Below are 23,407 nucleotides of genomic sequence, written 5' to 3' on the forward strand. Positions count from 1 at the left end.
TTGTTCAATAATTGTTGAGTTATATGATGTCCGGGATCTCCTCAAAAAGGAATTTGGTTCCGTTTTCAGGACATCCCGCATCAAGCAGGATGTATGTTCGTTATAGCTTAGAAGTAGTACCCAATGTTTATGTTGAACCGGGTGTTCCAGCGGGCGTCATTTACCCCTTGTCCGAGTCCGGTTCCGAAATTGTTGGTAATCCAGGGCTGATTACTGCCTCTGGCAATGTCAAAGTAGGTATATACATTTCCGGCAGAGAGCAGGAAGCCAACCACATGTTGATGAGCATCGTAAAAACCGTCTATGTTTTTCTGAAAGTAGGTGTAGTCGTTATAGAAATTCAGGTTTGTGATGGGGCCCCAGTCTACATCATAGCTGTAGCTTAAACCGGCAGAGTAGATATTCATTTCTGTAGCCACCGAATATGGAGTTCCGTATGCCCCCATATTTACGATATCAACACTCTGGCCGCTATTATTCTGGGCATCCATTCCATAATTGATAAACTGCCCTTTGAAATTCCAGTTACCATAGTCGATATCTGTATGGGCCGCGAGTGCATATCGGGATGATGTTTCATCCAGCGGCTGATTCCAGATTTGCCCAACTTCACCACTGGCACCGAACTCAATGCTTCCCTGTTCAATATCAATGGTTCGGGTAACGCGCAGGTTTAACTGGTTACGTTCATAATTGGTTTGATTTCCGGCAGGTACAATGTCATAGGAATAACGCCCGGATCCTCCAAAACCAAACGATCCGCTGCCGCCGGCCGGACCTGCAGGTTCAGGCTGGAAGAAATATGCTGCCATCAAGTCCCAGTTTTCTGCGGTATGGGTGTATTTGAAACCCATATCGTGATCATCCTCAAGGCCTACATAATAAGGCCCCTGAAACCACCAGTTATGGGAGTTGTACTGCAAATTCCCAAAGGGTACCTGGGTGACACCAATTTGAAGATTGTTCTTTTCATTGAAATCATAGCCTAACCACCCCTGTTTCACAAAGTGTGTGTTAAAAGTGGGGTAGAAGCGGTACTCAAAATTAAGTTTCACTCCGTTCTTTTCGGCATTTACATTCAGTCGCCAGGTATCCCAGGTAAACTGTGCATCTTCGTTGTTGATGGTGCCGTCTTCATAGTCGGTTAGCAATACATTATATCGTACAGCCCCGCCTACCGACAACGAAGATTCATCTTCCTGAGCGAAAGTGAATGTTGAGAAAAACAATAGAAAAGTTGTAACAAGTAAGCTTAGTTTTTTCATGATTAGCTCTGAAAATTTAAATTAGTTACCATTACGTAGTTAGATTTAAATAAAACTCAACCTGAAGCAGTAGGCGAGAACACCATGAAGCTGTGCGGCAGTTAACTTCATTTTAACAGGTGTTTTGATTTTTTACGGATTAAAAATCCTGTTAATGAATCACCTTAAGATAAAAGGCTGTGACGCTATTGCAAACGCTGTTTGTTAGGCTAATTTCATTAAATCATAAACCTAAGCACAGCAATCAAAAAATATTAAATGTTGGATAGCGTACAAAATACTCCGTTCGATATCATAAAGGATATGAAATTGAAAACGTTCAGAATTTTAGCAGTTGTTTTTTCACTGATTATTGCGTCCGGATTTTCGGTAGTGAATGCCCAGATATTTGCTCCGCAAACCGGGTTCACCCACCAGGATAGCCTTAGGGGTTCCATTACAAAAGAAAGGGAATGGTGGGACTTGACCTATTATCACCTAACCGTTGAGGTAAACATCCAGGACAGTTCAATCTCAGGATGGAACGTGGTTCAGTATAAAGTGCTGAAACCCTATCAAATCATACAAATTGATCTTCAGCCGCCGATGGATATCACCAAAGTAACGCAGAATGGCGAAGCGCTGGACTACCGCCGGGATGGAAATGCCTTTTTTATAACGCTTACAAAAAAGCAAAAGACCGGAGATGTTAATGAACTGATTGTTCACTTTTCAGGAAAACCTAAAGTTGCTGTTCGTCCACCGTGGGATGGAGGTTTTACCTGGACTCAGGACAGTAATGGCCGGCCATTTGTTGCTACTTCCAACCAGGGTATCGGAGCCAGTATCTGGTGGCCAAATAAAGATCATCCGTATGATGAAGTGGACAGTTTGCTGATCAGTGTAAATGCCCCGGATTCTCTGATGGATGTTTCGAACGGGAGATTGCGAGGGGTTGATGAACATCAAAACGGTACAAAAACCTGGCATTGGTTTGTGTCTAATCCCATCAACAGCTATGGTGTGAATATTAATATTGGCGACTATGTGCATTTCGGGGAAGAGTACGAAGGGGAGAAAGGCATACTTGATCTGGATTATTATGTACTCCTGGAAAACCTGGAGAAAGCAAAAGAACAGTTCAGGCAGGTTAAGCCTATGATGGATGCATTTGAATATTGGTTTGGCCCGTACCCGTTTTATGAGGATGGATTTAAGCTGGTGGAAGTACCCTACCTGGGGATGGAACATCAGAGCTCAGTCACCTATGGAAATAAATACCAAAACGGATATTTGGGCAGGGATTTAAGTGGTTCGGGCTGGGGACTGAAATTCGACTTCATCATTATCCATGAAACCGGCCATGAGTGGTTTGCCAATAATATTACCTATGCCGATGTAGCTGACATGTGGATACACGAAGGATTCACCAATTATTCCGAAAGTCTGTATTTGGATTATCATTATGGTGAACGGGCGGCTAATGAATACGTGCAAGGACTCAGGCTCGGAATTCAAAACAGCAGTCCATTAATCGGGGTTTACGGGGTGCATCATGAAGGGTCGAGTGATATGTATAACAAAGGCGGTAATCTGCTGCATACGTTGCGACAGGTAGCAGACAATGATTCTCTGTGGCGGGAAACCTTGCGGGGGTTAAACCGGGAATTCTATCATCAAACCGTAACAACCGCCCAAATAGAAAATTACATCAGCGATAAGTTTGGCATGAATTTAGACCCTGTATTTGATCAGTACTTACGAGATATTCGCATTCCAACACTTGAGTATGCATTCAGAAATAACACGCTGCTGTACAGATGGGGCAATGCAGTAGATGGATTTAACCTTCCAGTAGATGTAACATTGAACGGAGAAAATCTGAGGTTGCAACCCGGCACCGGCTGGAAAACAGTAGCTCTTGAGTCCAATGAGTCATACACTCTTAGTGTTGATCCGAATTACTATGTAGGCAGTTTCAACCTGCTTGGAAATTAAAAAGGTTCAGGACAAGCCTGAACCTCTTGGTAAACGGTCTGATTGTTAGTCTCCGACAGGTGTAAACCTTGTAACCAAATGTTGAACTGGTTCTGTTGTGCGCAGATAAGCATAAATGGCTTTAAGCTCCTCTTCCGACATTTGAGCGTACATCGTCCATGGCATAGCTGTGTTAAATTCCCCGCTTGCAACTTCATGATACTCAAAGGTTGAATCGGCATACTCCTTGAAGCGATTTACAAACTGCTCCTCGGTCCATGTTCCTATACCTGTTTCAATATCCGGAGTGATGTTTGCCGTCCTGACAATACTGCCGTCTTCCATCGGGAATTCCATGCCCCCGGCAAAGTTCATTCCAGGAATAGGAGCTCCTTGCTCCATGGGGGTGTGGCAATCCATACAGCTTGCAGCAGTTACCAGGTATTTACCCCAGCTTACGGGATCGGTTGTGACCGGCTCTTCATCCGAAAGTTCAGTCTCAGCAGGTATAGTATTGATGATGAAATTCATGGGGAAAAATGATTCCGAAGCAGGCACTTCGTTTTCAATGGGTTCCAACGTTCGCAAGTATGCAATAATTGAATAGACATCTTCCTTACTCATTTGGGCATAATTCGGATAAGGCATAATCGGAAATAACGCTCGTCCGTCTTTGCTGACACCTTCAGTCACTGCGCGGTAAATTTCTCCATCTGTCCAGTTGCTGAGATTGGCCGGGGTCAGGTTTGGAGCATAATAATTTCCCGGAAAACCTTCCTCAGGACCAAATCGGGTTCCACCGGCAGCAAACATGTTTCGATCAAGAGGATGAGAAAACTTGGTTTTTTCTTGTGGAGAGTGGCAATGGGTGCAAACCATTACGTTATTGGCAAGATGACGTCCCCGTTCAATTCTTTCTGCAGTCTGTTCAATTTGAATATCCGGCGCCGGACCTACACTCGGGAGAGCAGTAGAGACATAAATCAATAAACCAGCCACTCCGACGATCAAAATTAGAAACAGAGCCCCCAATACAAGTAATAACTTTTTCATAGCATTTTATTAGTAGTTAGAGAAGCTTTGGTACCCCTTTTTCTATAAACCCAAAAGCCCCATAGGATTGGGACTAATTTGCATAAAAAAAGGGTGATTTTCTACTATGGGTAAAAGTGTGGATAAAAGCCCTAAATCAGGAAGGTAATATGCCTTCCATCGATGTCTAACTGGCTGAATCCAAATTCAGATTTCATCAAGTTGAGTGTATCCGGGTGATAAAAGATTACGTGGGTTTCATCACTTTTGTAATACCAGCTATGGAAGTCGATATCATCGGTATAGATGTCGGTTTTCAGAAAAAGAGCACCACCGGGGTTTAACATGCTTCTCAGTTTTGTGAATTCCCTGTGAGGATGATGAAAATGCTCCATTACCTCGCAACTGACGATATAGTCATAGTCCAACTCCAGAGCGTCCGGGTTGTTATCAAAGAATGGGTCGAACGTGTTGATGGAATATCCCTGATCGGTAAGCATTTTAGTGATAACGGGCCCGGTTCCGGAACCAAAATCCAGCCCAAGCGAATCCGGGGAAAACTTATCCATAATCTTTTCTACCAGCGGCGATACAAACTCCTGATACCGGGGATCTTCCACGTCATTATCATGACTTTCATACCTGAATATCTCTTCTTCAGGAGTTGGGTAATCATCGGTATCCATGAGAACTGCCCGGCAGTTGGTGCATCTATGATATTGCCGGTCTTCATTCTCATAATGATAAAACGGTTTGGTTTCCGATGAGCAGAGGGTGCACTGCATAATTCTTTTTGAGGGAAGGTAGGAGTTCCGCTCAACAGATGTTAAACCCTACCTTGGATACCAGTTCTTCAGGCGTACTTCGATATCTTTGTTACCTGCATCCACCAACTTTTTGAATTCCTGAATATCCTGTCCCCGGTGGTGATAGGGGTACACAATTGCCGGCTCAAAATCCAAAACGGCTTCGGAGGCTTGGTTAATATCCATGGTGTAAGGCAGGTTCATGCAAACAAAAGCGATGTCAATGCCCTCCAGGTTTCGCATTTCCGGAATTCCTTCCGTATCACCGGATACGTACACGTCCTTCCCGCCCATAGTAAGCACATAGCCGTTTCCCCAGCCTTTAGCATGGCGGGCGTCTTCTTCAGGCAGATTATACATGGGAACCGCCCGAATGGTGATGCCCTCATACTCCATAGTTTCGCCGTTGGCAATTACCGTTGTTTGAGCCAGATATTCTTCCGGCATTTGATCAGCCACAGCTTGTGGAACATAGAAAGTAGTATTCTCGGTATCGAGGCTTGTCAGGGTTTCGGGGCTCAGGTGGTCGCCGTGCGGATGAGTAATAAGGATGACATCAGGGGCAGGCTTGTCTTCATATAAACCGGCCTGGCCCCATGGGTCCATATACACCGTTTGTCCATTCCACTCAAAAATCACACTACCGTGGAGAATGGGGTGAATAACCAGCTCCCCTTCATCGGTTTCAATTCGGTCTGGAGTGTTGTTTAGCTGAGCAAAGGCTGTAGAGAAAATAAACAGTCCTAAAAGAATGGAAGTAAGAACGGTACGAAGCATAGTTAAGAATTAATTGAAGGTTGACAGTGAAACTGTAAATAACTACCGATCATTCAACATGATTGTTAGATGCCAAACAAATCGGTGTTTAAAAATGAGGGGTATAAACAGAGAAGTGATCAGTTTAATGGCTAAGTGGGATAACCGCCACCGATGTAATTCCGAAGGGAATCGATTTCTGATTTCTGATGGGCAATCACGGTTTTGACAACATCACCTATTGAAATCACTCCAACTACCTGTGCGTCATCAACAACGGGCAGGTGGCGTATTTTCTTTTCCGTCATCAGCTGCATACACAGGTTAACGGTATCGGTAGGTTGAACGCGAATAACATCTTCGGTCATGATTTCCTGCACTTCAGTGGTCTTGGATGTTCGCCCTTCAAGAATCACCCTGTTCCTGTAATCGCGCTCAGAAATAATCCCCTTCAGTTTAGAATCTTCCATTACCAGTAAAGCTCCGACATTGTATTCCGCCATTTTTGCGATGGCATCATACACGGTTGTGTCCGGCATTACGGAAAATATGTCTCTTCCTTTTTGGTTTAGAATCTCTTTTACCTGCATAATGCGAACCTCCCTTAATTACAATTGGCTGTTGCTGTAATAAAAGGATTTTTTGGAGATTTGCAAGCGGAAAGGGTGTTACTAGCTTTCAGTATTACTGAGCCAATCAAACATTTTTTTAAAAGCCAGCTTCCGTACTTCTTTTTTGGAAAGAAAAACATCATGCATGGCTCCTGGGATTTCAGCCAGGGATACATTAGGCCCTAACTTCTTGCCATAGGTTTTCATATGCTCCACATTCAGCACCATGTCCGTCTTCAGGATGTTTTCATTCCAGCTTTGATTGCGGCTCGACTTATCCGAATGAAGGATTAGAATGGGAATTTCTATGTCGGAATTTCGGTGCAGCTTTTTTTGAGCTTCATGCATGGCTGCTACCCACTTCAGGTAGGCTGGAAACCCCAGTAATGGTTTCCAGTCGGTATTGTAATCCCATTCCCCATGCTTCTCGCTGGAAATGCTGGCTCCATATAAATGGGAAAATGGTTTTTTCAGGGAGGCATAGGGCTTGAATGTTGAAATCACCCGTGCGGCAGGCAGCAAAATAGCCCGTTGCCAGGGATTGAGGTTGAACTGCAGGAAAGGGGAGTTCAAAATCAATTTGTGAATACAATCCCGGTTTTCTCCTTCATTCAGGTAGAGGCTTCCGGTTAGAGCCCCCGTTGAATGCCCCAGAAGAATGATATCTCCATCATTTTTAGATTGGATGAATTCCAGAGCGCGATCAATTTCCGGGAAATATTCTTTTACCGACCGGCAGTAATTCGGGGTTTGATGAGGAAGTAAGGAGCGCCCGTGTTTTCTCAAGTCTAGTCCGTAAAAATTGTACCCTTGTTCATGAAAAGCTTCTGCTACATGCACCTGGAAAAAATAGTCGCTCAATCCATGAATGTATAAAACAGAAGGGCGGGAAGCATCATGATTTGGAGATGCCACCAGCGTGGCGATTACCCTACCTTCGTAATCTTCCCCAAAATCGAATGTGTGCTCTGAAAAATCCCCGATATTCATATTAATTAAAGGATCTTTTTCACTCGTCCAACCTGGCCATCCGTTAATCTCACTTTTATACCATGAGGGTGAGTTGCCGAATTCGTTAAGATATTCTGAACTTCACCATTCGTGATTTTACCACTGCGTTGGTCTTTCTTGAGCACAATACCCACCTGCATTCCGGGGCGGATATTAGCTTTGTATTTGCCATCCATAGCTAAGAGAAAATTTTGATTTACTGATTTCAGACTTAACACAAATTATTGAACGAATGTTTATAGTTTTATGAAAATAATTCAAATTTCCTATTCTTTAGAAACGTAAATCCGTTTGGGATTTTCTTACTTAGATACTATATACAAAGCATGAACAACCCGTTTAGAAAGTACTTTGGTCCCAGCACACTGGTTGCTGCCGCATTTATTGGCCCGGGAACCGTCACCGTTTGTACTTTGGCAGGCGTCAGGTCCGGATATGTACTGTTATGGGCACTGCTTTTTTCTGTGATAGCCACTATTGTTCTGCAGGAGATGACCGGACGTTTGGGAATCATTACCCAAAAAGGATTTGGAGAAGCTATTCGGGAGCAGCTGGGAAATCCGGTGATCAGAATATCGGCCATCATCCTGGTTTTCAGTGCCATTGTGGTTGGCAATATAGCGTATGAAGGCGGAAATATTTCCGGAGCGGTATTGGGCTGGGAGGAGCTTTTTGTCGGATTTGATGTAACGGTGGGTGGGTCTGTAATCCGGCTTAGCTCTCTGGTTATTGGAGCCGTTGCTTTCCTGTTATTGTACTCCGGAAATTTTAAGCGGATTGTAAATGTGATGACCGCCCTGGTGGGAATCATGAGTATCGTTTTTGTGACTACGGCAGTAGTTATTCAGCCGGATGTTTCCGCCATCTTTAAAGGACTTTTCATTCCAACCGCCTCTCCCGATGAGCTGCTAACTGTGATAGCATTAATAGGAACTACGGTGGTTCCTTATAACCTCTTTTTGCATGCATCAACCGTACAAGAACGGTATTCGAGCTATGCTCAGCTGTCTGAGATGAGGGTCGAAAATGCAGTCGGAATTGTTTTAGGCGGATTGATTTCCATGTGTATCGTCATAACCAGTGCTGCTGCCGCTGATGGATCTCTCGCCGAAATAAACAGCGCAGCCGATATGGCCGGACAGTTAGAACCGCTGCTGGGGAGTTGGGCGAAGTCGTTTATGGGAATCGGGCTGTTTGCAGCGGGTATCACCTCTGCCGTTACCGCTCCTCTTGCAGCTGCCTATGCAGCTAAGGGAATGTTTGGCTGGAAAGATGATCTCAAAGACCTCAAATTCAGAGTGGTTTGGATGCTGGTGCTTTTCACAGGGATGATATTCTCCGCTTTCAGCATTAACCCGGTAAAACTCATTGAATTTGCACAGATTGCCAATGGAATCACACTGCCGGTGATTGCTGTTTTCTTATTGTACATCATGAACAAGCCATTGTTGCTTGGTACCAACTCCAATTCAACCCAACAAAATATTTTTGGAGTAGTTGTGATTTTAGTCACTATCCTGGTCGGGTTCAGAAGTTTGAATTCAGTCTTTAATTTCTTTTAGCTATGATTAAAAAAATTGACTTGAATTGTGATTTGGGTGAATTCTACGGCATGTACGATGAGCGCCGTAATTCTAAGATCATGCCTTACATTTCGAGCTGTAATATTGCTTGTGGTTTTCATTCCGGCGACCCTGTCACCATTTCCAAAACCATTGAATTAGCACTGGAACATGAGGTGGCAATAGGGGCTCACCCTTCATACCCGGATTTACAGGGCTTTGGCCGGCGCATAATGAATCTTTCGACTGAGGAACTTGAGGCCTGTATTTTGTACCAGGTATCGGCTTTAAAGGGGATGACGGAATCGCTGGGAGGGAAGCTTCATCATGTGAAACCGCACGGTGCTTTATATAACCACGCCGCCAAAGATGAGGGTGTTGCCCTGGGCATAGCCAAAGCTATTGTTCAGATTCAAAAAGATATGATGATTTATGCCCCGGCCGAATCGAAATTAGCAAAAGTAGCAAAAGACGTAGGGCTGGAAGTTCGAAGTGAGGTTTTTGCTGACCGTCAATACGAAGATGATCTGAGCTTGCGCTCTCGTTCTTTGGAAGGAGCCGTGCTTCACGAAAAGAAGTCCGTTTTAAAACAAATGGCTTCCTTTTTGGATGGGGTTGTGCATACTCAGGGGGGGCTTGATCTATCCATCACCGCCGAAACCGTTTGCCTGCACAGCGATACCGAAGGAGCAGCGGAATTAGCTAAAGAAATCCACGATTTTTTGGAGAAACATGAAGTCGAAATTACTTCAGCTTAATAACAGCAGCTGGTGGGTCTCAGCCCTTGGGGAACAAGCTCTTCTCCTAAAGCCGAAGCAGGATAATGTTTCTTTACAGCTTATTCATAAGTCATTCAGAATAATCGATGAAGCATCCATTCCCGGCGTTGTCGATATCATTCCGGCCTACGAAAGCATCGCTATTATTTATGACAGGCTGCTGAATAATCTTGGCAGTGAAATCGATATCCTTTCAAATGCCTTCCGGCACATTTCAGCAGAAAACCATTCACCCGAAAAACATGTGATACCGGTCTGTTATGAATTAGGCCTTGATTGGGAGGAAGTTGAAAATCACACCGGAATAGAAAAAGACAGGATTATTCAAATTCATTTAGCCGGAGCCTACACTGTAGCCATGATGGGATTTCTTCCCGGTTTCTTATACTTGTCGGGGTTAGATGAGGAGATTGCCTGTTCCCGAAGACAGGAGCCTCGAAGTCAAATTCCGGCCGGTGCAGTTGGTATTGGCGGAAAGCAGACGGGGGTTTATTCGCTGGAAAGTCCTGGTGGCTGGCAAATTATTGGGCGAACGCCTATTTCTTTTTTTGATGCAAGAAAAGACCCGCCAACTGTGGTAAGGGCAGGAGATCAGGTTGTTTTTGAGCGTATCCCCGAAAAAGAATTTTCCAAACTCAAAGATAGGGAGATTTGATGGGGAGTCTGGAAGTTACAGATGGAGGACTATTAACCACCATTCAGGATGGTGGCCGATTCGGATACCGGCAATATGGAGTACCGGTTTCCGGGGCGATGGATGACTACGCCTACAGATTAGCAAACCAATTGGTGGGAAATGCGAGCGACTTGCCGGTATTGGAAATGACTCTGAATGGGGGAAGATATCGCTTTAACTCAAACGCAGTTATAGCCATAACCGGCGCTGATATGAATTCCAAGATAAACGGTGAGGATGTTTCCCTGAATACCTCATTTGAAATTAAGTCCGGTGATGTCGTCTCTTTTGATTACTGCCAAACAGGGTGCAGAAGTTATCTCGCCATTCGCGGCCAATTGGATATCAAGGAAGTACTGGGTTCCTGTTCAACCTATTTAACGGGAAAATTCGGTGGTTTTAAAGGACGTGCGTTACGTGAAGGAGATGTGCTTTCGTGGACTGAAAGTGAGGGAGGTTCTGTGCCGGAAAGTGTTCCTGAAGATCGGTTCCCGTATTATTCTTCAAAGGTGGAATTGCGAATTTTGGAAGGCCCGGAGTGGGGCTGGTTATCCCAACACCAAAAAGAGCAGTTTCTGAGAACCGAATTTGATGTAAGCCCGGACAGTAACCGAATGGGTGTACGGCTGAAAGGAAATGCTATTCAACCCATAGATCGCCAGATGGTATCGGGTCCTGTTATTCCGGGAACGATCCAACTGCCCGATAGTGGCCGGCCTATCATCATTATGAAAGACGGACAGGCAGTGGGTGGATATCCACGGATAGCAAAAATAGCTGATGCTGATTTGTGGAGGGCAGGTCAGTTATGGTCAGGTGTACAGCTAACATTCAGGAAAATCAGCAGAGAAGAGGCCACTACATTGAGTGCTTTTCAAAAAAATCTGTTATACTGAGAGCAAGCTAACATCAAGATTTATGTATTTTATAAGAGCGATTTTTGCCGGGCTTTGTGTATCCCTTTTTTTTCAGGTCCATTCATCAGCTCAAAATTCCCAAAAGTATGCTCAATCAAAAATTATCCCTTTAGATTACAGGGATTTTGAGAGGATTTGTACACTTACATCAACGGGGATTGATGCTCATTACCGGTTGCCTAAAGAGCAATTTAACAGCCAAGCAAAAACAGCCGGTGCTACTGCAAATATACAGGTGGAATATATCGACCGCCCTTCCTGGCCCGAGGAAGCAATTACGGCATTTGAATATGCAGTGAACATTTGGGAGAGCCATATCACTTCAGATGTACCGATAAGAATTGGTGCAAATTGGACTGGCCTGGGAGAATTTACATTAGGAAGTGCTGGGCCTTCCCAGATTATTCAAATAGTTCAGGCAGATCCGGTGGCATGGTATGCTATTGCACAGGCCAGTGCCATTACCGGTGTCGATTATGTCGCTCAGTCGGAAGGATCAGGAAATGAAATTGAGCATGATATCATTGTTAACATGAATTCCGAATGGGATAGCTGGTATTACGGCACAGATGCTCAAACTCCGGATGGCTTGATTGATTTTGTAACGGTTGTGCTGCACGAACTTGGCCATGGTTTGGGCTTTACGGGCTCGGTTCGGGTTCCGGAAGGTACAACGGCACAATGGGGATATGGAGTGCCTTTACGCCCTATAGTTTACGATGTTTTTGTTACCGACGGGACCGGTGTTAGTATTTTAAATGAAAGTGTGTATCCAAACCCATCGGGGCAACTCTACAGTGCTGTTACAGGACAAAGTAACGGACTTAGGTTCGATGGACTGTATTCTGTCAGTTCAAATAACGGTGGTATTGTCCCCTTATACGCACCTTTTAACTGGAGGGGTGGTTCGAGCTATTCTCATCTCGATCTGGATACGTTTACCAATACGGTAAACGCGTTGATGCGTCCTCAAATTGGCCGTGCCTTTGCTATTCACTCTCCGGGACCGGTTACTTGTGGAATATTCCGGGATATGGGTTGGCCTTTGGCAGAAGATTGTCTGAACCTGTTGGATTCCGATTCCAGATTGGTTCTGAATAACATGAATATAAATCGGATAGACTTTGGGGTGATCAATGTTGGGGAAACCATCGAACAAACGATCGTGGTTTCTAATGATGCCGGCGTGCAAGACCCACTTGTTGGCCGTGTACGTACAACGGCCGGCAATTTATTTACCAGTGAAATTGAGGATGAAATATTCACGCTCGATCCGGGCGAATCCTTAGAAATACCGGTTCAATTTCAACCTGCGTTAGAAGGAAAGTTTACCGGAGAACTCGAAATCGCATATAACGCAAGTGAAGGACAGAATCCTGTGGTGGTTTCACTGGGTGGAGAGGCTTTACCGGAGAATGAAGTCTTTGTATTGGATCAAAATTATCCCAATCCATTTAATGCTACCACAACGATACCGTATGCACTGGCACAAACAGCGGATGTTAGGTTAGACGTTTTTGATGCATTGGGAAAGCACGTACAAACACTGGTTGATACCCGGCAGCCTTCAGGCCGGTATAATCAGCCATTTCAGGCCAATAATGTTTCCAGCGGGATATTTATTTACAGGCTTATTGTAGATGGAAGAAGTAAAACGGGAAAACTGATATTAGTTAAATGAACTGCTTTCTGATTAATTCTTTTCTTAATATGCCGATAAGATAATTATTGGTATATCTATACCAGAACGAGGCAATGATTCAGGTTCCTAATATTGAAACAGCTATTCGAAAAATACAGGTTTATAAGTTCCGCCCTGATTGGTGTAGTACTGAGTGTTATAGTTATTCTGCTCTGGGTAGGAAACAAAAGCAATATTGAACAAAGCCAAGAGAATAAGGTTAAAGAAACTGCACAGCTTGTAACCCTGCAGTTTAAGAGTGCTGTCCACGATAACATCAATACTCTTCTGAATTTAAAAAGCCGGTTGGAAATAACCGGTGGTTCTTACTTTGATTTTTGGGAATATGATGCCGGACGGATGGTAAATCAGGATTCTTCTTTTCTGTTTGTTGAGTGGATTGACAGCAGCATGGTGATCCGGAAAGTAGAGCCGTTGGAACCAAATAAAAATGCCATTGGATTGGATATATCCAAACTCGACTACCGGCGTACCGACTGGCTTCAGGCGAAAGAAGATTCCGTGGTCAATGTAACGCATTGGCTTAAGCTGGTTCAGGGGCCCGATGCTTTTTTAGTGGATGCCCCTGTTTACTACAACGGTGTTTTTCAGGGCACAATTACGGCAGGAATGGATTTTAATCCCCGGTTTGACTTGATCTTGCAGGGCTTAGATCAGTATCGGGTAAAGATATATGACAGTAAAGGCAAAGTGTTTTACCAGCATGGAGATAGTACCGGTATTTCAGGTCTGAATGGGTTTTCCGTAGAAGAAAAAATCACCCTTGAAGGTACAAATAAAGATTATTGGCTTGTCAGTGTATCACCAAATGCCATTTTTGAAGCCGAAAACAATTCAAGTGGACTATATCTGAATCTTGCTATGGGGATCGTCTTATCAATACTGTTTTCTGTCATTTTCTATTTCATGCAAACAGCTTTTGCAGCACAGAAATCTTCGCTGCAAGCAAACGATAAAATCCGGGCGCTCATAGAATCGTCACCAATGGCAATTTATACCATAGATACGGATGGAATAGTCCGGGATTTTTGGAATAAGGCAGCCGAGGATATGTTGGGTTGGAGCCAGAAAGAGGCGATTGGTACATTCATGCCACATGTGGGGGAAGAATTGAAGGAAGATTTCTTCCGGTTGATGTCCATCATTTTCAAAAATGGGGAAATCAAGAATAAAGAGATTGTACGGTATCGTAAAGATGGTTCTCCCATTCACATGAGGGTAAGTGCCAGCCATATTGTAGGAAACAACAGTGAGAGTAAACAAATGCTGATAATTGCTGAGGATATAACTACAGAAGCCGAATATAAAAAACAGCTTGAGGATTCCGTTCATGAAAAAGAAGTGTTGCTTTCGGAAGTCCACCACCGGGTAAAAAACAACCTGGCTATTATTGCGGGTCTCATTGAACTGCAGAAAGAAGGGTTATCTGATGAAAAGCTGCAGCTTATTTTGAAGGAAACACAGAATCGAATTTACTCCATTTCCGGCGTGCATGAATTGTTGTACAATACCGATAGCTTCACAGATATCACCTTTGGAGAGTATGCCGTTAAGCTGATTGATCGGATTAGAGATATGTTTGACAGTTCAGATAAAAGCATAGTTATAGAGCATCAGTTTGATTCCCGCCGCCTGAATATAAATCAGGCTATTCCGTTAGGTTTACTGATGAATGAGCTGATAACGAATTCATTCAAACATGCGTTTAACGGCCGGAATAACGGCAGAATCTTCATCAGCCTGAAAGAGAATGGAGACCTGATCGAAGTAGTGTATGAAGATGACGGAAAAGGATTCGACAAAGATATTTTTGATGAATCAAATACGCTTGGAGTTACTCTCATTAAGACGTTAATAGATCAGCTTACTGCCAACTACGAAATAGAGTCAGATAACGGTTTTAGATTTTCCTTTTCATTTGAAGTAAAAGGCAAAGGGGCGCATTCGAATTTGTAGGGTGGGTTTTACTCCGAAAGCAAAAAAAAGCCCCGCAAGAACATTGTCTTGCGGGGCAAAGTACCCGAGAGAGGACTTGAACCTCCACGTCCAAAGGACATACGCACCTGAAGCGCACGCGTCTACCAATTCCGCCACTCGGGCATTTTTGTGAATAACAGATTCCAAAGATAAAGAGAATTCAAATTCAATTCATAACAGAAATTCAATAAAAAGCCCCGACACTTCTGTTGGGGCTTTCGCATTTCTGAAAAAGAAATCCCTATTTCATTAAGACCATTTTCTTGGTTTGGGAAAAGTCACCGGCTTGGATGGTATAAATATACAATCCGGAGGCCATGTCCTGAGCATCCCAGCTTATGGAATGATCTCCGGCCGGTAGCGTTGAATTGACCAAGGTTGCTACTTTTTGTCCCAACATGCTGTAAACCGTCAGTTGCACATCCGTAGTTTTGGGCAGGCTGAAGTTGATGTTGGTGGTTGGGTTAAAAGGATTGGGATAATTCTGACTTAATCGAAATTTATCGGGCTGTACGGTTTCATTTTCAATGTCCGTAATGATGGCCTCGGCAAGTACCAGGTTGTTCCACACACCATGTTGACCGTTGGTGTCATCATCAGTAAACATATCTTCGAACTCGCCGGGGTTGGTCATAACATGGGTCACATCCTGGGTTCCGCTGCCATCATCAAGGCGCAGGGGAATGGAGTTGCTATCGCGATCAATGACCGGTACGATCACTTCATAAGCTACATGTATGATTTGACCCTGCTCCACATTGAGATCCCAATCGGTTACGTTAAAGGTTTGCCACCCGGTCCCGATTTCAGAAAAGTCTAAAGAATCTGAAGCCAATACATCACCGGGGGCACCATTGTTATCGGAATAGACAGCCAATCGAAGCGTTCCTTCTCCTTTAACGCCAATTTGCTCTCCTTCCGAACCTTGTCCGCCAACAACATAAAGTTCAAGAGAATGAACAAGGGCGTCAAAACCAATGGTATATTTATTACTGAACCCAAACCGCCCAACATTGGAACTGTTTTTATAGGGGATCGGCCAGTAGAATTTGGGAGTATCTGAGTAAGTATTTACCGTAGTCAGATCATAAGCGAGCTCTCCGGAAGAAGAGACCGTGAAGGTTGCCGGTTCGCTTGTTGCTGTATTGGTATTCACCAGCATGATATAGGCTTTATCATACACTTCCTCTGATGGGGATGTGAATGTTTCACCGCTGTTCAGAGAGTTGATTTCAACATTGTTATTTGCTTCGGTGATAACCCGGATTTCTGTAGTCTGGGTACTAGAAGCGGAAACCGTTATTTCCAGGTTTTTGCTTTGTTGAAAACCTATGTATTCAATAGCTCCACTTTCAACAGCTATTTCTTCAGATGAAATATCAGGATCTTCGAAATCGATACCCGCCCTCAGGCTGGAGAGGAAGGGGTGTTCGTATCCGTAAAGGTCGTTAATCTGTTTTGCGTTGATAAGGTTGGCAATTCCCCAGTTCACCAAAAATTCCTCGAAGTTAAAAGGAGCCCCAAGATCTGAAAAGGTATCTTCAATTCCGGTTCGGCCGGAAAGCGGATTTTGCGTTAAGGCTCCCGAGTTCTCAAATCCAAGCTGATCCCACATATAACTGGCAAAAGAAGCAGCCCGGCCATAATCAGGAAGGGTATTTCCGCCTGAGTTCCACTGGAATAAGGGCACATTTGTATCAGCGAGGTAGCTTCCATAACTGGAGTGCGGGAAGTATCCGCTCAGCAAAGAGGCAAAATTGGATTGGGCTTCATTTACAAAAGTGATTTCGCCTTGAACCCCACTGTTGTAGTTGTAATGAATGAGATGCTGGTACTCATGGGATAAAGTTCCCAATGGTTTAGTGGCATTAGCTTCACCGTTATTATAGATCCCCGGATAAGAATCGATGTATAAAACATCCCGTTCGTTGGAGCGATAACTTCCTCCAGGTCCGGGATCCGGATTTTGGTCAACACCATAAAAGAAACCGGCTGTAAATCCGCCCCCTTCCGTTGGTGACCAGCCATCCTGAACATCCGTAATCAGGAAATCCACTAAGTTATCACCGTCGTAGTTGGGTGGGCTACCCAGGTATTCGTTGCTGAGCTCGATAATACCTTTGCTGGGATTGAATGAGCTTTGATTGGACTCTTCTTCCAGGTATTTAAACATCGTGTCGGCAACGGCCGTGTTTAAATGGCCGTTATCAATTTCAGCAACTTCAAACCAAATCTGGGTGAGATTACCTTTTCGAATCAACCGGAAGGTTTTCATATCAAAAACCAGATTGTTGGAAGTGCTTGCTTCAAAATTGTACACGTAAAATGTGCGTTCATCGCCCTCTTCATCAACTATAAGCATGGATTTGTTGCGATTCGGCCGGGTTGAGGATTCTGCCCGTAAACGTTGCACCAGTTCACTGTTGTTCAGTTTATCACTGACATGAACCGGGAAGCTTTTCGGTTGAAGCTGAGGAGCGGCTTGAACTTCCGGGACTCGTTTTTCTTGGCCGAAAGACATTGAGGTGAATAGCAGTAATGTGGTCGTGAGAAGTAAAAATTTCTTCATAGTCTTAAATCTTATTGTTCGCTCAATTTGTAATAATGCACTTCCAGTTCAGCTGCATTTTTAGATTTTTTCATTTTTCCGTAAATCGTTGCCCGTTTTCCATTCAGTTTGTTAAATGTCTCAGACATGAACGTCTGATCACCGATGAGTACATAAGCTTCAGAACCGGAAACGAATAGGGCCGGCCGGGTAAAAGGCTCATTGCCGGTGTAGTTCAGCTGACCGGTAATTTTAGTAAGCCCGACGGTATCAGCTGCTGCGCTGAAAGGCTGTGTTACCAATGAATCCTGTTGGGCAGCTGTAGGTTGAACGTCAGATGCAGCCTGGTTATTTGCTGTGCTTTTCTTGTCTGAAGAAGCACAGCTTGCTGCCAACAGGCCCATCAGGATGATATATACAAGGGTTTTCAAAACGGATATTGATTTATTGAACTTAACTTTCCAAAAAAGTACAACTTTTGCATCAATAATGACTACGTAAATACCTGAACGTTGTATTGCCGGTTTTTAATCTTTTAAAGATCACTCAACAGAGTAACCAGCCTATCCCAGGATTTATTTCGTGCTATTACATTTGGATCGTCAGAAGTTGCTTCAGGATCATCTCCGCGCCGCATAAAAGCATGCCCGGCGCCCTCGTAAATTTCATATGTATAGGTTTTGCCAAACTTCTCCATGGCAGATTCTGACCGTTCTATGGTAGAATTCACGCGCTGGTCATCGCCGCCATAGAATCCATATACGGGAACCTCTATGTTGCTGTAAGCTTGCTCGGTATCGGGACCGGTTCCATAGAAGACAAAAGCCGCATCGATGGCACCTCCGGCATTGGTGGCAAAGCGGAAGGACTGTGAACCACCCCAGCAAAAGCCGGCTACGGCAAATGATCCATTTCCTGCTTCTATAGTTTTGGCGTATTCGAGCACGTTCATCAGGTCGGCAGTTACAAAATCAGGTTCAAGGCTGTAGATGGCCTGCCGGGCTGCATCCGAAGTTTCAAAATCACCGGTTTTTTCGATTCCCTCCATGGTATTCGAAATCAGGTCGGGGGCAATGGCTATAAATCCTTCACCGGCCAGCTGATCAGCAAAACTTCTGGCCCAGTCGTTTAATCCGCGGTTTTCGTGGATGACAATTACAACCGGAGCCGGTTCGGAAGTCTCCGGATATACTACAAAATTGTGCAATGTCCGGTCATTGGATTCGATCGTCACCCATTCGTGATGACGGGGAGAATTTTCCAGCTGCTGGATCGCATAATCCTGAGCAAAAACTGATACAGAAAAAAAATACGAAAATGGAAAGAAGAGCAGATTTCATAGCAAAGGCATTTAATTAAGGGATAATGGATTAACCTGTGAATTCAGAATATCATTTCACCAACAGCATTTTTTGGGTGAGTGTTTGTCCGGCTGTTTCCAGACGATAGAAATAAACTCCTGAAGCAAGATTCCCAGCCTCAAACGTAACCTGATGGCTTCCTGCTGCTTTCCGTTCTCCATTCACTAAAACAGCTACTTTTCGCCCGGTCACATCAAACACCTCCAGCCGAACCAAACTGTTCGCTGTCAACTGATAACTGATCACTGTAGAAGGGTTGAAAGGGTTGGGGTAGTTTTGGTTTAGGGTTACTTGTTTTGGGATTTCATTTTGATTGACCTCGTTACTAACGGGAATCTGCTTTAGAGAAGTTACAGATTTCGTCTCTGTATTAATTTCCAAAAGTTCTTTTCGGGTTAAAACATAAAGCAGATTTGAATTTGGTTTTTTGTAGAGGCCAGTAATCTCGTCATCCAAAGAGGAAAGGGTTATGAAGGTATCTCCGTAGTTGTCGGAGAACAGGATATCAGTAGAATCAGAAATAAATAAATTTCCTGAGGCATATTTATCAACGGCCAGAAATTTAGATGAACCGGTTTCAAAATCAATACCTGAAAATTTCCAGGTATTTTGTTTTCCAAGATTATTCGAATGGAGCAGACCTGAAGAAGTCATTGAATATATGTGAGAGGTATCGGCATCAAAGTAGATATTTCTGAAGTATGTGCTTGAATCAGCAAAAGTGAAAGCTGAAGAATAGTGCTCGCTTCGGTATAAATCCCCGGATGAATTGATGGCAAAGAAAAGAGAGTCAATTTCGGGGTGTATTCCTAAAATTTCCCATGCCAAACCTAAAGAATCTGCATAATGGTTGAAGTGCTCATAATCTTCAAAAACGGGCCAGGAATCACTATTTCCGGTAAAAGGCACAGTGCCAGAAACTTTAACGTATAATGAATCTCTATTGGGTGTTAAGTGAATGTTATTAGAAGAATGATACTCATTGAGTGAAGCTCTGGAATTACTTTTTGTAACAATTGGTACTTGAAAATCTAAATTATTTCCAGAATAGTCATATACTCCGAAATAAGTATTTGCAGTTGCTAACCATTTTTGTGGGTTATTTTTATAGAAGATATATTCATCTATAGATTTGCTCTCGTACATTCCATCTAAACACCATTCAGAAAAGTAATCGGCAAATAGAACAGAGTCTTTCTGAGAAGAGAGATTTAAATGATACACATTGTTATTAATCACTAATGGCATTTTATCAGTGTCATCTCCTTCACACTCATATTGTCCTTTCTTGTATTCTCGGTAAAACAAATGTGTAACTCCACTCGAATCTTCCATGCCTTTTAACTCATGGAAATACTGTTCCTCAATCGTAGTCTGCCCCAAGGAAAGCGAGCTTCCAAATAACGCCAAAGAAAGTATGAGTAGTAACTTCTTCATAAGTGTTAGCTTTAACTTTGTTTAATGTAATAGAAATGACGGTAATTTTCAGTTTAAAAGCTGATGTGAGTACAGACCACCTTTTCTGTAAGAAACATTCAAAACTAACCCTCAACTTTAATATCTTTCAGGCTCTGAAAAATCCTGATACACAAAATTTTAATGAGCACTATTGCCCACGAGAAGTACGAGGCGGTGATTGGCCTCGAAGTTCACGCCCAACTGTTAACGCAAAGTAAGGCTTTTGCCCCGGTTACTACCGAATATGGCGGAGCTCCTAACACTCAGGTTACCCCGCTTTGCCTGGGGCATCCGGGAACGCTGCCGGTGGTGAATGAAAACCTGGTTCGCTATATCATTAAAATGGGACTGGCCACCAAGTGTGATGTGGCTGAAAAATCTATTTTTGCTCGAAAGAATTATTTCTATCCCGATCTTCCCAAAGGCTATCAGATTTCCCAGTACGATACGCCCATTTGTTTTGACGGTTTTGTGGATATCAGCCTGGAAGACTATGATAAGCGAATCGGGATCACCCGTATTCACATGGAGGAAGATGCCGGAAAGTCGATTCACGATCAGGATCCTTACAATACCCTTGTGGATTTGAACCGGGCCGGAACGCCGCTTATTGAAATTGTATCCGAACCGGACCTCCGAACCCCACAGGAGGCTTACGCCTACCTTTCCAAGATCAAGCAGATTGTGCAGTACCTGGAAATTTGTGATGGTAACATGGAAGAGGGAAGTTTGCGCTGTGATGCGAACGTTTCTGTTCGTCCTCGCGGCCGGGAGAAATTCGGAACCCGAACCGAGCTTAAGAACATGAACTCGTTCCGGAATGTGGAGCGGGCTATTGAGTATGAAATTTACCGTCAGATTGAACTGATTGAAGATGGGGGCGAGGTTGTGCAGCAAACCCGCTTGTGGGATACCGCAAAAATGCAGACCCGCCCGATGCGCTCCAAGGAAGAGGCACACGATTACCGCTATTTCCCGGAGCCGGATCTTCCTCCGATTATCGTTACCGATGAAATGCTGGATGAAATCCGTGAAGAACTGCCTGAGCTGGCTGATGTACGCCGCAAGCGATTCATGGAAGACTTCGGGATGAGCGAAGACGATGCGGTAACCATTACCGACAGCCGGTACCTTGCCGATTATTACGAAGAAGTGGTGGAGCATCTCGGAAATCCCAAAGCAGCTTCCAACATTGTATTGAGTGAAGTTCTTCGGGTACTGAATGAGCAAAGCATCGACATTCGCGAGTTTTCCATTTCAGCAAAACGGGTTTCGGACCTGGTGAAGCTGAAGGAAGACGACAAGATTAACTCTTCAGCTATGCAGCAGATTTTTAATGCTATGTTGGATGAAGATAAAGAGCCGGAAGCGTTGGCTAAAGAAATGAACCTGATTCAGGTTTCCGATTCCGGTTTCCTCGAACCCATTGTGGACGAAATAATAGACAACAATCCCGATGAGGTTGCACGTTATAAGGATGGTAAAAAACAGTTGATTGGTTTCTTTGTAGGACAGGCAATGAAAGCGTCCAGAGGGAAAGCTAATCCAAAGTTGGTTAAAGATTTAATTTCAAAAAAATTAGACGACTGAAAATACAGTCATTTAGGTTGAACATGAGACATTTCGCACTTTATTCTATCGCTGCTTTAGTTTGGTTAACAGCCGCTTGCTCTAACGAGCCACAAGAGCTGCAAACCGTTGTAAAAGGCACCTTTACGGTAGCTGATTCCGTTGACGACAGTAACGACTTTTCCGGAATCGGGGTTACTATTGTTTTCCGCGATTCTGCCAATGCAAAGGTTGATACCCTGTTCCATGAGCTTACGAATGAAGCAGGCACTTTTATGGGCGATGTTACTTTCCCCGAAAAAAGTTATTACAACATGATCATCAGCCGGAATGAAACCAATCTTGGTAATTTAGGGGTGATTTTGGCTGCCGGTGATACGCTGACGGTTACCGGAGAGCTTCCGGGCCTGAACGAAACGATTGAGGTTAGCTCCCGCGAGCATGAAGCCATGGAAACGTTAGCCCGTGTAAATCGCGGATTTCAGAGAATAGGTGCTTTTGCCAGAAGCGGAGCCATCCCTGACTCTCAAATTATTGATGAGGTAAAAAAATGGTCGGACCTGTACTGGGAAGTGTTTGAAAAGCATGAGAATACATTTGCGGCCTATTTGGCAGCAGAAAAATCGGTTCAGATCTTAAGTAGTTTTGACCAGAACACGATGTTAGAAAGGATTGATGCCGCACTTCCAAATGACTACACGGTATCGGTTGCATTGAATCTCGCTAAGCCGTACATCGCCCAGACCAAAGGGTTTGATGCCGCTTCCAATTACCTGGATTCGCTGGTACAGATTTCCGGTGATGAATCGGTTAAGGAAGCGATTAAGCGGGATAAAATTATGATGTATTTTGACAGCTCCCGCGTGAAGGAAGCCAAAACACTGCTCAACAGCTATGAAGAACAGTACACCGGCTCCGGTTCTAAAAAGTGGGCCCGCCGAATTCGTTACGATCTGAATTACCTGGCTCCGGGCGTTCAGGCTCCCGACTTTTCATTTGTAACGCTGGCAGGCGATACGGTAAGTAATTCCTCTCTGAATGGGGATGTGTACATTTTGGAAATTTCTCCTCTGGCCAATCCCGAGTATCAGAATGATTACGATCGTACCGTGATCATTCATGAAATTTATAAAAACTATGGGCTGAAGATCTTCACCATCCCGCTGGATGAAAGCCGGCTCACCGTAGAGGGATTTTTTGAAGGCCGCCGCAAAATTTGGTCGGTAGCCGAAATCGGTTCATTTGACGTTCAGGATATCATACAAAAATTCAATGTAGTTCAGGTGCCCACCCGGTTTTTGATTGATGAAGACGGCGTCCTGATCCGCAAGTACGAACGCGGCGAATTTGAGGAAGTAATTCAGGGATTGAACAAAGCATTTGATAACAGTAACTCACCAAGCTAAACAAACACTCACACC

General features: G+C 44.0%; 20 protein-coding genes and 1 tRNA gene. 9 read left to right on the forward strand and 12 right to left on the reverse strand.

Features of this window, described 5'->3' with window-relative positions; all coding sequences use genetic code 11:
* Positions 1 to 107 precede the first annotated feature (107 nt).
* The gene (locus JJ941_RS01310) at positions 108 to 1,265 is read right to left on the reverse strand and encodes a hypothetical protein (RefSeq protein ID WP_290961370.1); all 1,158 of its coding nucleotides are present in this window, start codon (positions 1,263 to 1,265) and stop codon (positions 108 to 110) included.
* 303 nt (positions 1,266 to 1,568) lie between these two features.
* Here JJ941_RS01310 and JJ941_RS01315 point away from each other — a divergent pair, with 303 nt between their 5' ends.
* Positions 1,569 to 3,242, forward strand: a complete 1,674-nt coding sequence (locus JJ941_RS01315) for a M1 family metallopeptidase (protein WP_290961373.1) — start codon at positions 1,569 to 1,571, stop codon at positions 3,240 to 3,242.
* A 45-nt stretch (positions 3,243 to 3,287) separates the two neighbouring features.
* Here the strand turns inward: JJ941_RS01315 and JJ941_RS01320 are convergent, their stop codons facing one another.
* From JJ941_RS01320 to JJ941_RS01345, 6 genes are all read right to left on the reverse strand, one after another.
* Positions 3,288 to 4,274, reverse strand: a complete 987-nt coding sequence (locus JJ941_RS01320) for a c-type cytochrome (RefSeq protein WP_290961376.1) — start codon at positions 4,272 to 4,274, stop codon at positions 3,288 to 3,290.
* Between the two features lie 131 nt (positions 4,275 to 4,405).
* Positions 4,406 to 4,939, reverse strand: coding sequence for a class I SAM-dependent methyltransferase (locus tag JJ941_RS01325; RefSeq protein ID WP_290961379.1), 534 nt, complete (start codon positions 4,937 to 4,939; stop codon positions 4,406 to 4,408).
* Positions 4,940 to 5,086: 147 nt separating this feature from the next.
* Complete coding sequence (locus JJ941_RS01330; RefSeq protein ID WP_290961382.1) at positions 5,087 to 5,836, reverse strand: MBL fold metallo-hydrolase; 750 nt, start codon at positions 5,834 to 5,836, stop codon at positions 5,087 to 5,089.
* Between the two features lie 131 nt (positions 5,837 to 5,967).
* Complete coding sequence (locus JJ941_RS01335; RefSeq protein WP_290961384.1) at positions 5,968 to 6,405, reverse strand: CBS domain-containing protein; 438 nt, start codon at positions 6,403 to 6,405, stop codon at positions 5,968 to 5,970.
* 81 nt (positions 6,406 to 6,486) lie between these two features.
* Positions 6,487 to 7,416: an alpha/beta hydrolase gene (locus JJ941_RS01340; RefSeq protein WP_290961386.1), complete on the reverse strand. Its 930-nt coding sequence runs from the start codon at positions 7,414 to 7,416 to the stop codon at positions 6,487 to 6,489.
* Between the two features lie 5 nt (positions 7,417 to 7,421).
* Complete coding sequence (locus tag JJ941_RS01345; RefSeq protein WP_290961388.1) at positions 7,422 to 7,613, reverse strand: YwbE family protein; 192 nt, start codon at positions 7,611 to 7,613, stop codon at positions 7,422 to 7,424.
* Between the two features lie 150 nt (positions 7,614 to 7,763).
* Between JJ941_RS01345 and JJ941_RS01350 the strand changes: the two genes are divergently transcribed.
* From JJ941_RS01350 to JJ941_RS01375, 6 genes are all read left to right on the forward strand, one after another.
* The gene (locus JJ941_RS01350; protein ID WP_290961391.1) at positions 7,764 to 8,999 is read left to right on the forward strand and encodes an Nramp family divalent metal transporter; all 1,236 of its coding nucleotides are present in this window, start codon (positions 7,764 to 7,766) and stop codon (positions 8,997 to 8,999) included.
* Positions 9,000 to 9,001: 2 nt separating this feature from the next.
* Positions 9,002 to 9,757: a 5-oxoprolinase subunit PxpA gene (locus JJ941_RS01355; RefSeq protein ID WP_290961394.1), complete on the forward strand. Its 756-nt coding sequence runs from the start codon at positions 9,002 to 9,004 to the stop codon at positions 9,755 to 9,757.
* Positions 9,732 to 10,433, forward strand: coding sequence for a 5-oxoprolinase subunit PxpB (gene pxpB / locus JJ941_RS01360; RefSeq protein WP_290961397.1), 702 nt, complete (start codon positions 9,732 to 9,734; stop codon positions 10,431 to 10,433). The genes JJ941_RS01355 and pxpB overlap by 26 nt, the downstream gene beginning before the upstream one ends.
* The gene (locus tag JJ941_RS01365; protein ID WP_290961400.1) at positions 10,433 to 11,350 is read left to right on the forward strand and encodes a biotin-dependent carboxyltransferase family protein; all 918 of its coding nucleotides are present in this window, start codon (positions 10,433 to 10,435) and stop codon (positions 11,348 to 11,350) included. Before pxpB ends, JJ941_RS01365 begins: the two co-directional genes overlap by 1 nt.
* 22 nt (positions 11,351 to 11,372) lie before the next feature.
* Positions 11,373 to 13,052 (forward strand): choice-of-anchor D domain-containing protein, encoded by a 1,680-nt coding sequence (locus JJ941_RS01370; RefSeq protein WP_290961401.1) that lies wholly within the window; start codon positions 11,373 to 11,375, stop codon positions 13,050 to 13,052.
* A gap of 93 nt (positions 13,053 to 13,145) precedes the next feature.
* Complete coding sequence (locus JJ941_RS01375) at positions 13,146 to 15,029, forward strand: histidine kinase dimerization/phosphoacceptor domain -containing protein (protein WP_290961404.1); 1,884 nt, start codon at positions 13,146 to 13,148, stop codon at positions 15,027 to 15,029.
* Between the two features lie 61 nt (positions 15,030 to 15,090).
* On the opposite strand, the gene JJ941_RS01380 is transcribed toward JJ941_RS01375, so the two are convergent.
* From JJ941_RS01380 to JJ941_RS01400, 5 genes are all read right to left on the reverse strand, one after another.
* A tRNA-Leu gene (locus JJ941_RS01380) sits at positions 15,091 to 15,173 on the reverse strand.
* 118 nt (positions 15,174 to 15,291) lie between these two features.
* A complete protein-coding gene (locus tag JJ941_RS01385; RefSeq protein WP_290961406.1) occupies positions 15,292 to 17,619 on the reverse strand; it encodes a T9SS type A sorting domain-containing protein in 2,328 nt (775 codons plus the stop codon).
* Between the two features lie 11 nt (positions 17,620 to 17,630).
* Positions 17,631 to 18,029 (reverse strand): hypothetical protein, encoded by a 399-nt coding sequence (locus tag JJ941_RS01390; RefSeq protein WP_290961409.1) that lies wholly within the window; start codon positions 18,027 to 18,029, stop codon positions 17,631 to 17,633.
* 104 nt (positions 18,030 to 18,133) lie between these two features.
* Positions 18,134 to 18,805, reverse strand: a complete 672-nt coding sequence (locus tag JJ941_RS01395) for a dienelactone hydrolase family protein (protein WP_290961412.1) — start codon at positions 18,803 to 18,805, stop codon at positions 18,134 to 18,136.
* Positions 18,806 to 18,989: 184 nt separating this feature from the next.
* Positions 18,990 to 20,396: a T9SS type A sorting domain-containing protein gene (locus JJ941_RS01400; protein WP_290961414.1), complete on the reverse strand. Its 1,407-nt coding sequence runs from the start codon at positions 20,394 to 20,396 to the stop codon at positions 18,990 to 18,992.
* Positions 20,397 to 20,558: 162 nt separating this feature from the next.
* Between JJ941_RS01400 and gatB the strand changes: the two genes are divergently transcribed.
* Together gatB and JJ941_RS01410 are read left to right on the forward strand one after the other, a co-directional pair.
* Entirely contained in the window at positions 20,559 to 22,007 is a 1,449-nt protein-coding gene (gene gatB, locus JJ941_RS01405) for an Asp-tRNA(Asn)/Glu-tRNA(Gln) amidotransferase subunit GatB (RefSeq protein ID WP_290961417.1), read from the forward strand.
* Positions 22,008 to 22,030: 23 nt separating this feature from the next.
* Positions 22,031 to 23,392 (forward strand): hypothetical protein, encoded by a 1,362-nt coding sequence (locus JJ941_RS01410; RefSeq protein WP_290961420.1) that lies wholly within the window; start codon positions 22,031 to 22,033, stop codon positions 23,390 to 23,392.
* Positions 23,393 to 23,407 lie beyond the last annotated feature (15 nt).

It is taken from the genome of Gracilimonas sp. (genome assembly GCF_017641085.1).
In the GTDB taxonomy this organism is placed as follows: Bacteria; Bacteroidota; Rhodothermia; order Balneolales; family Balneolaceae; genus Gracilimonas.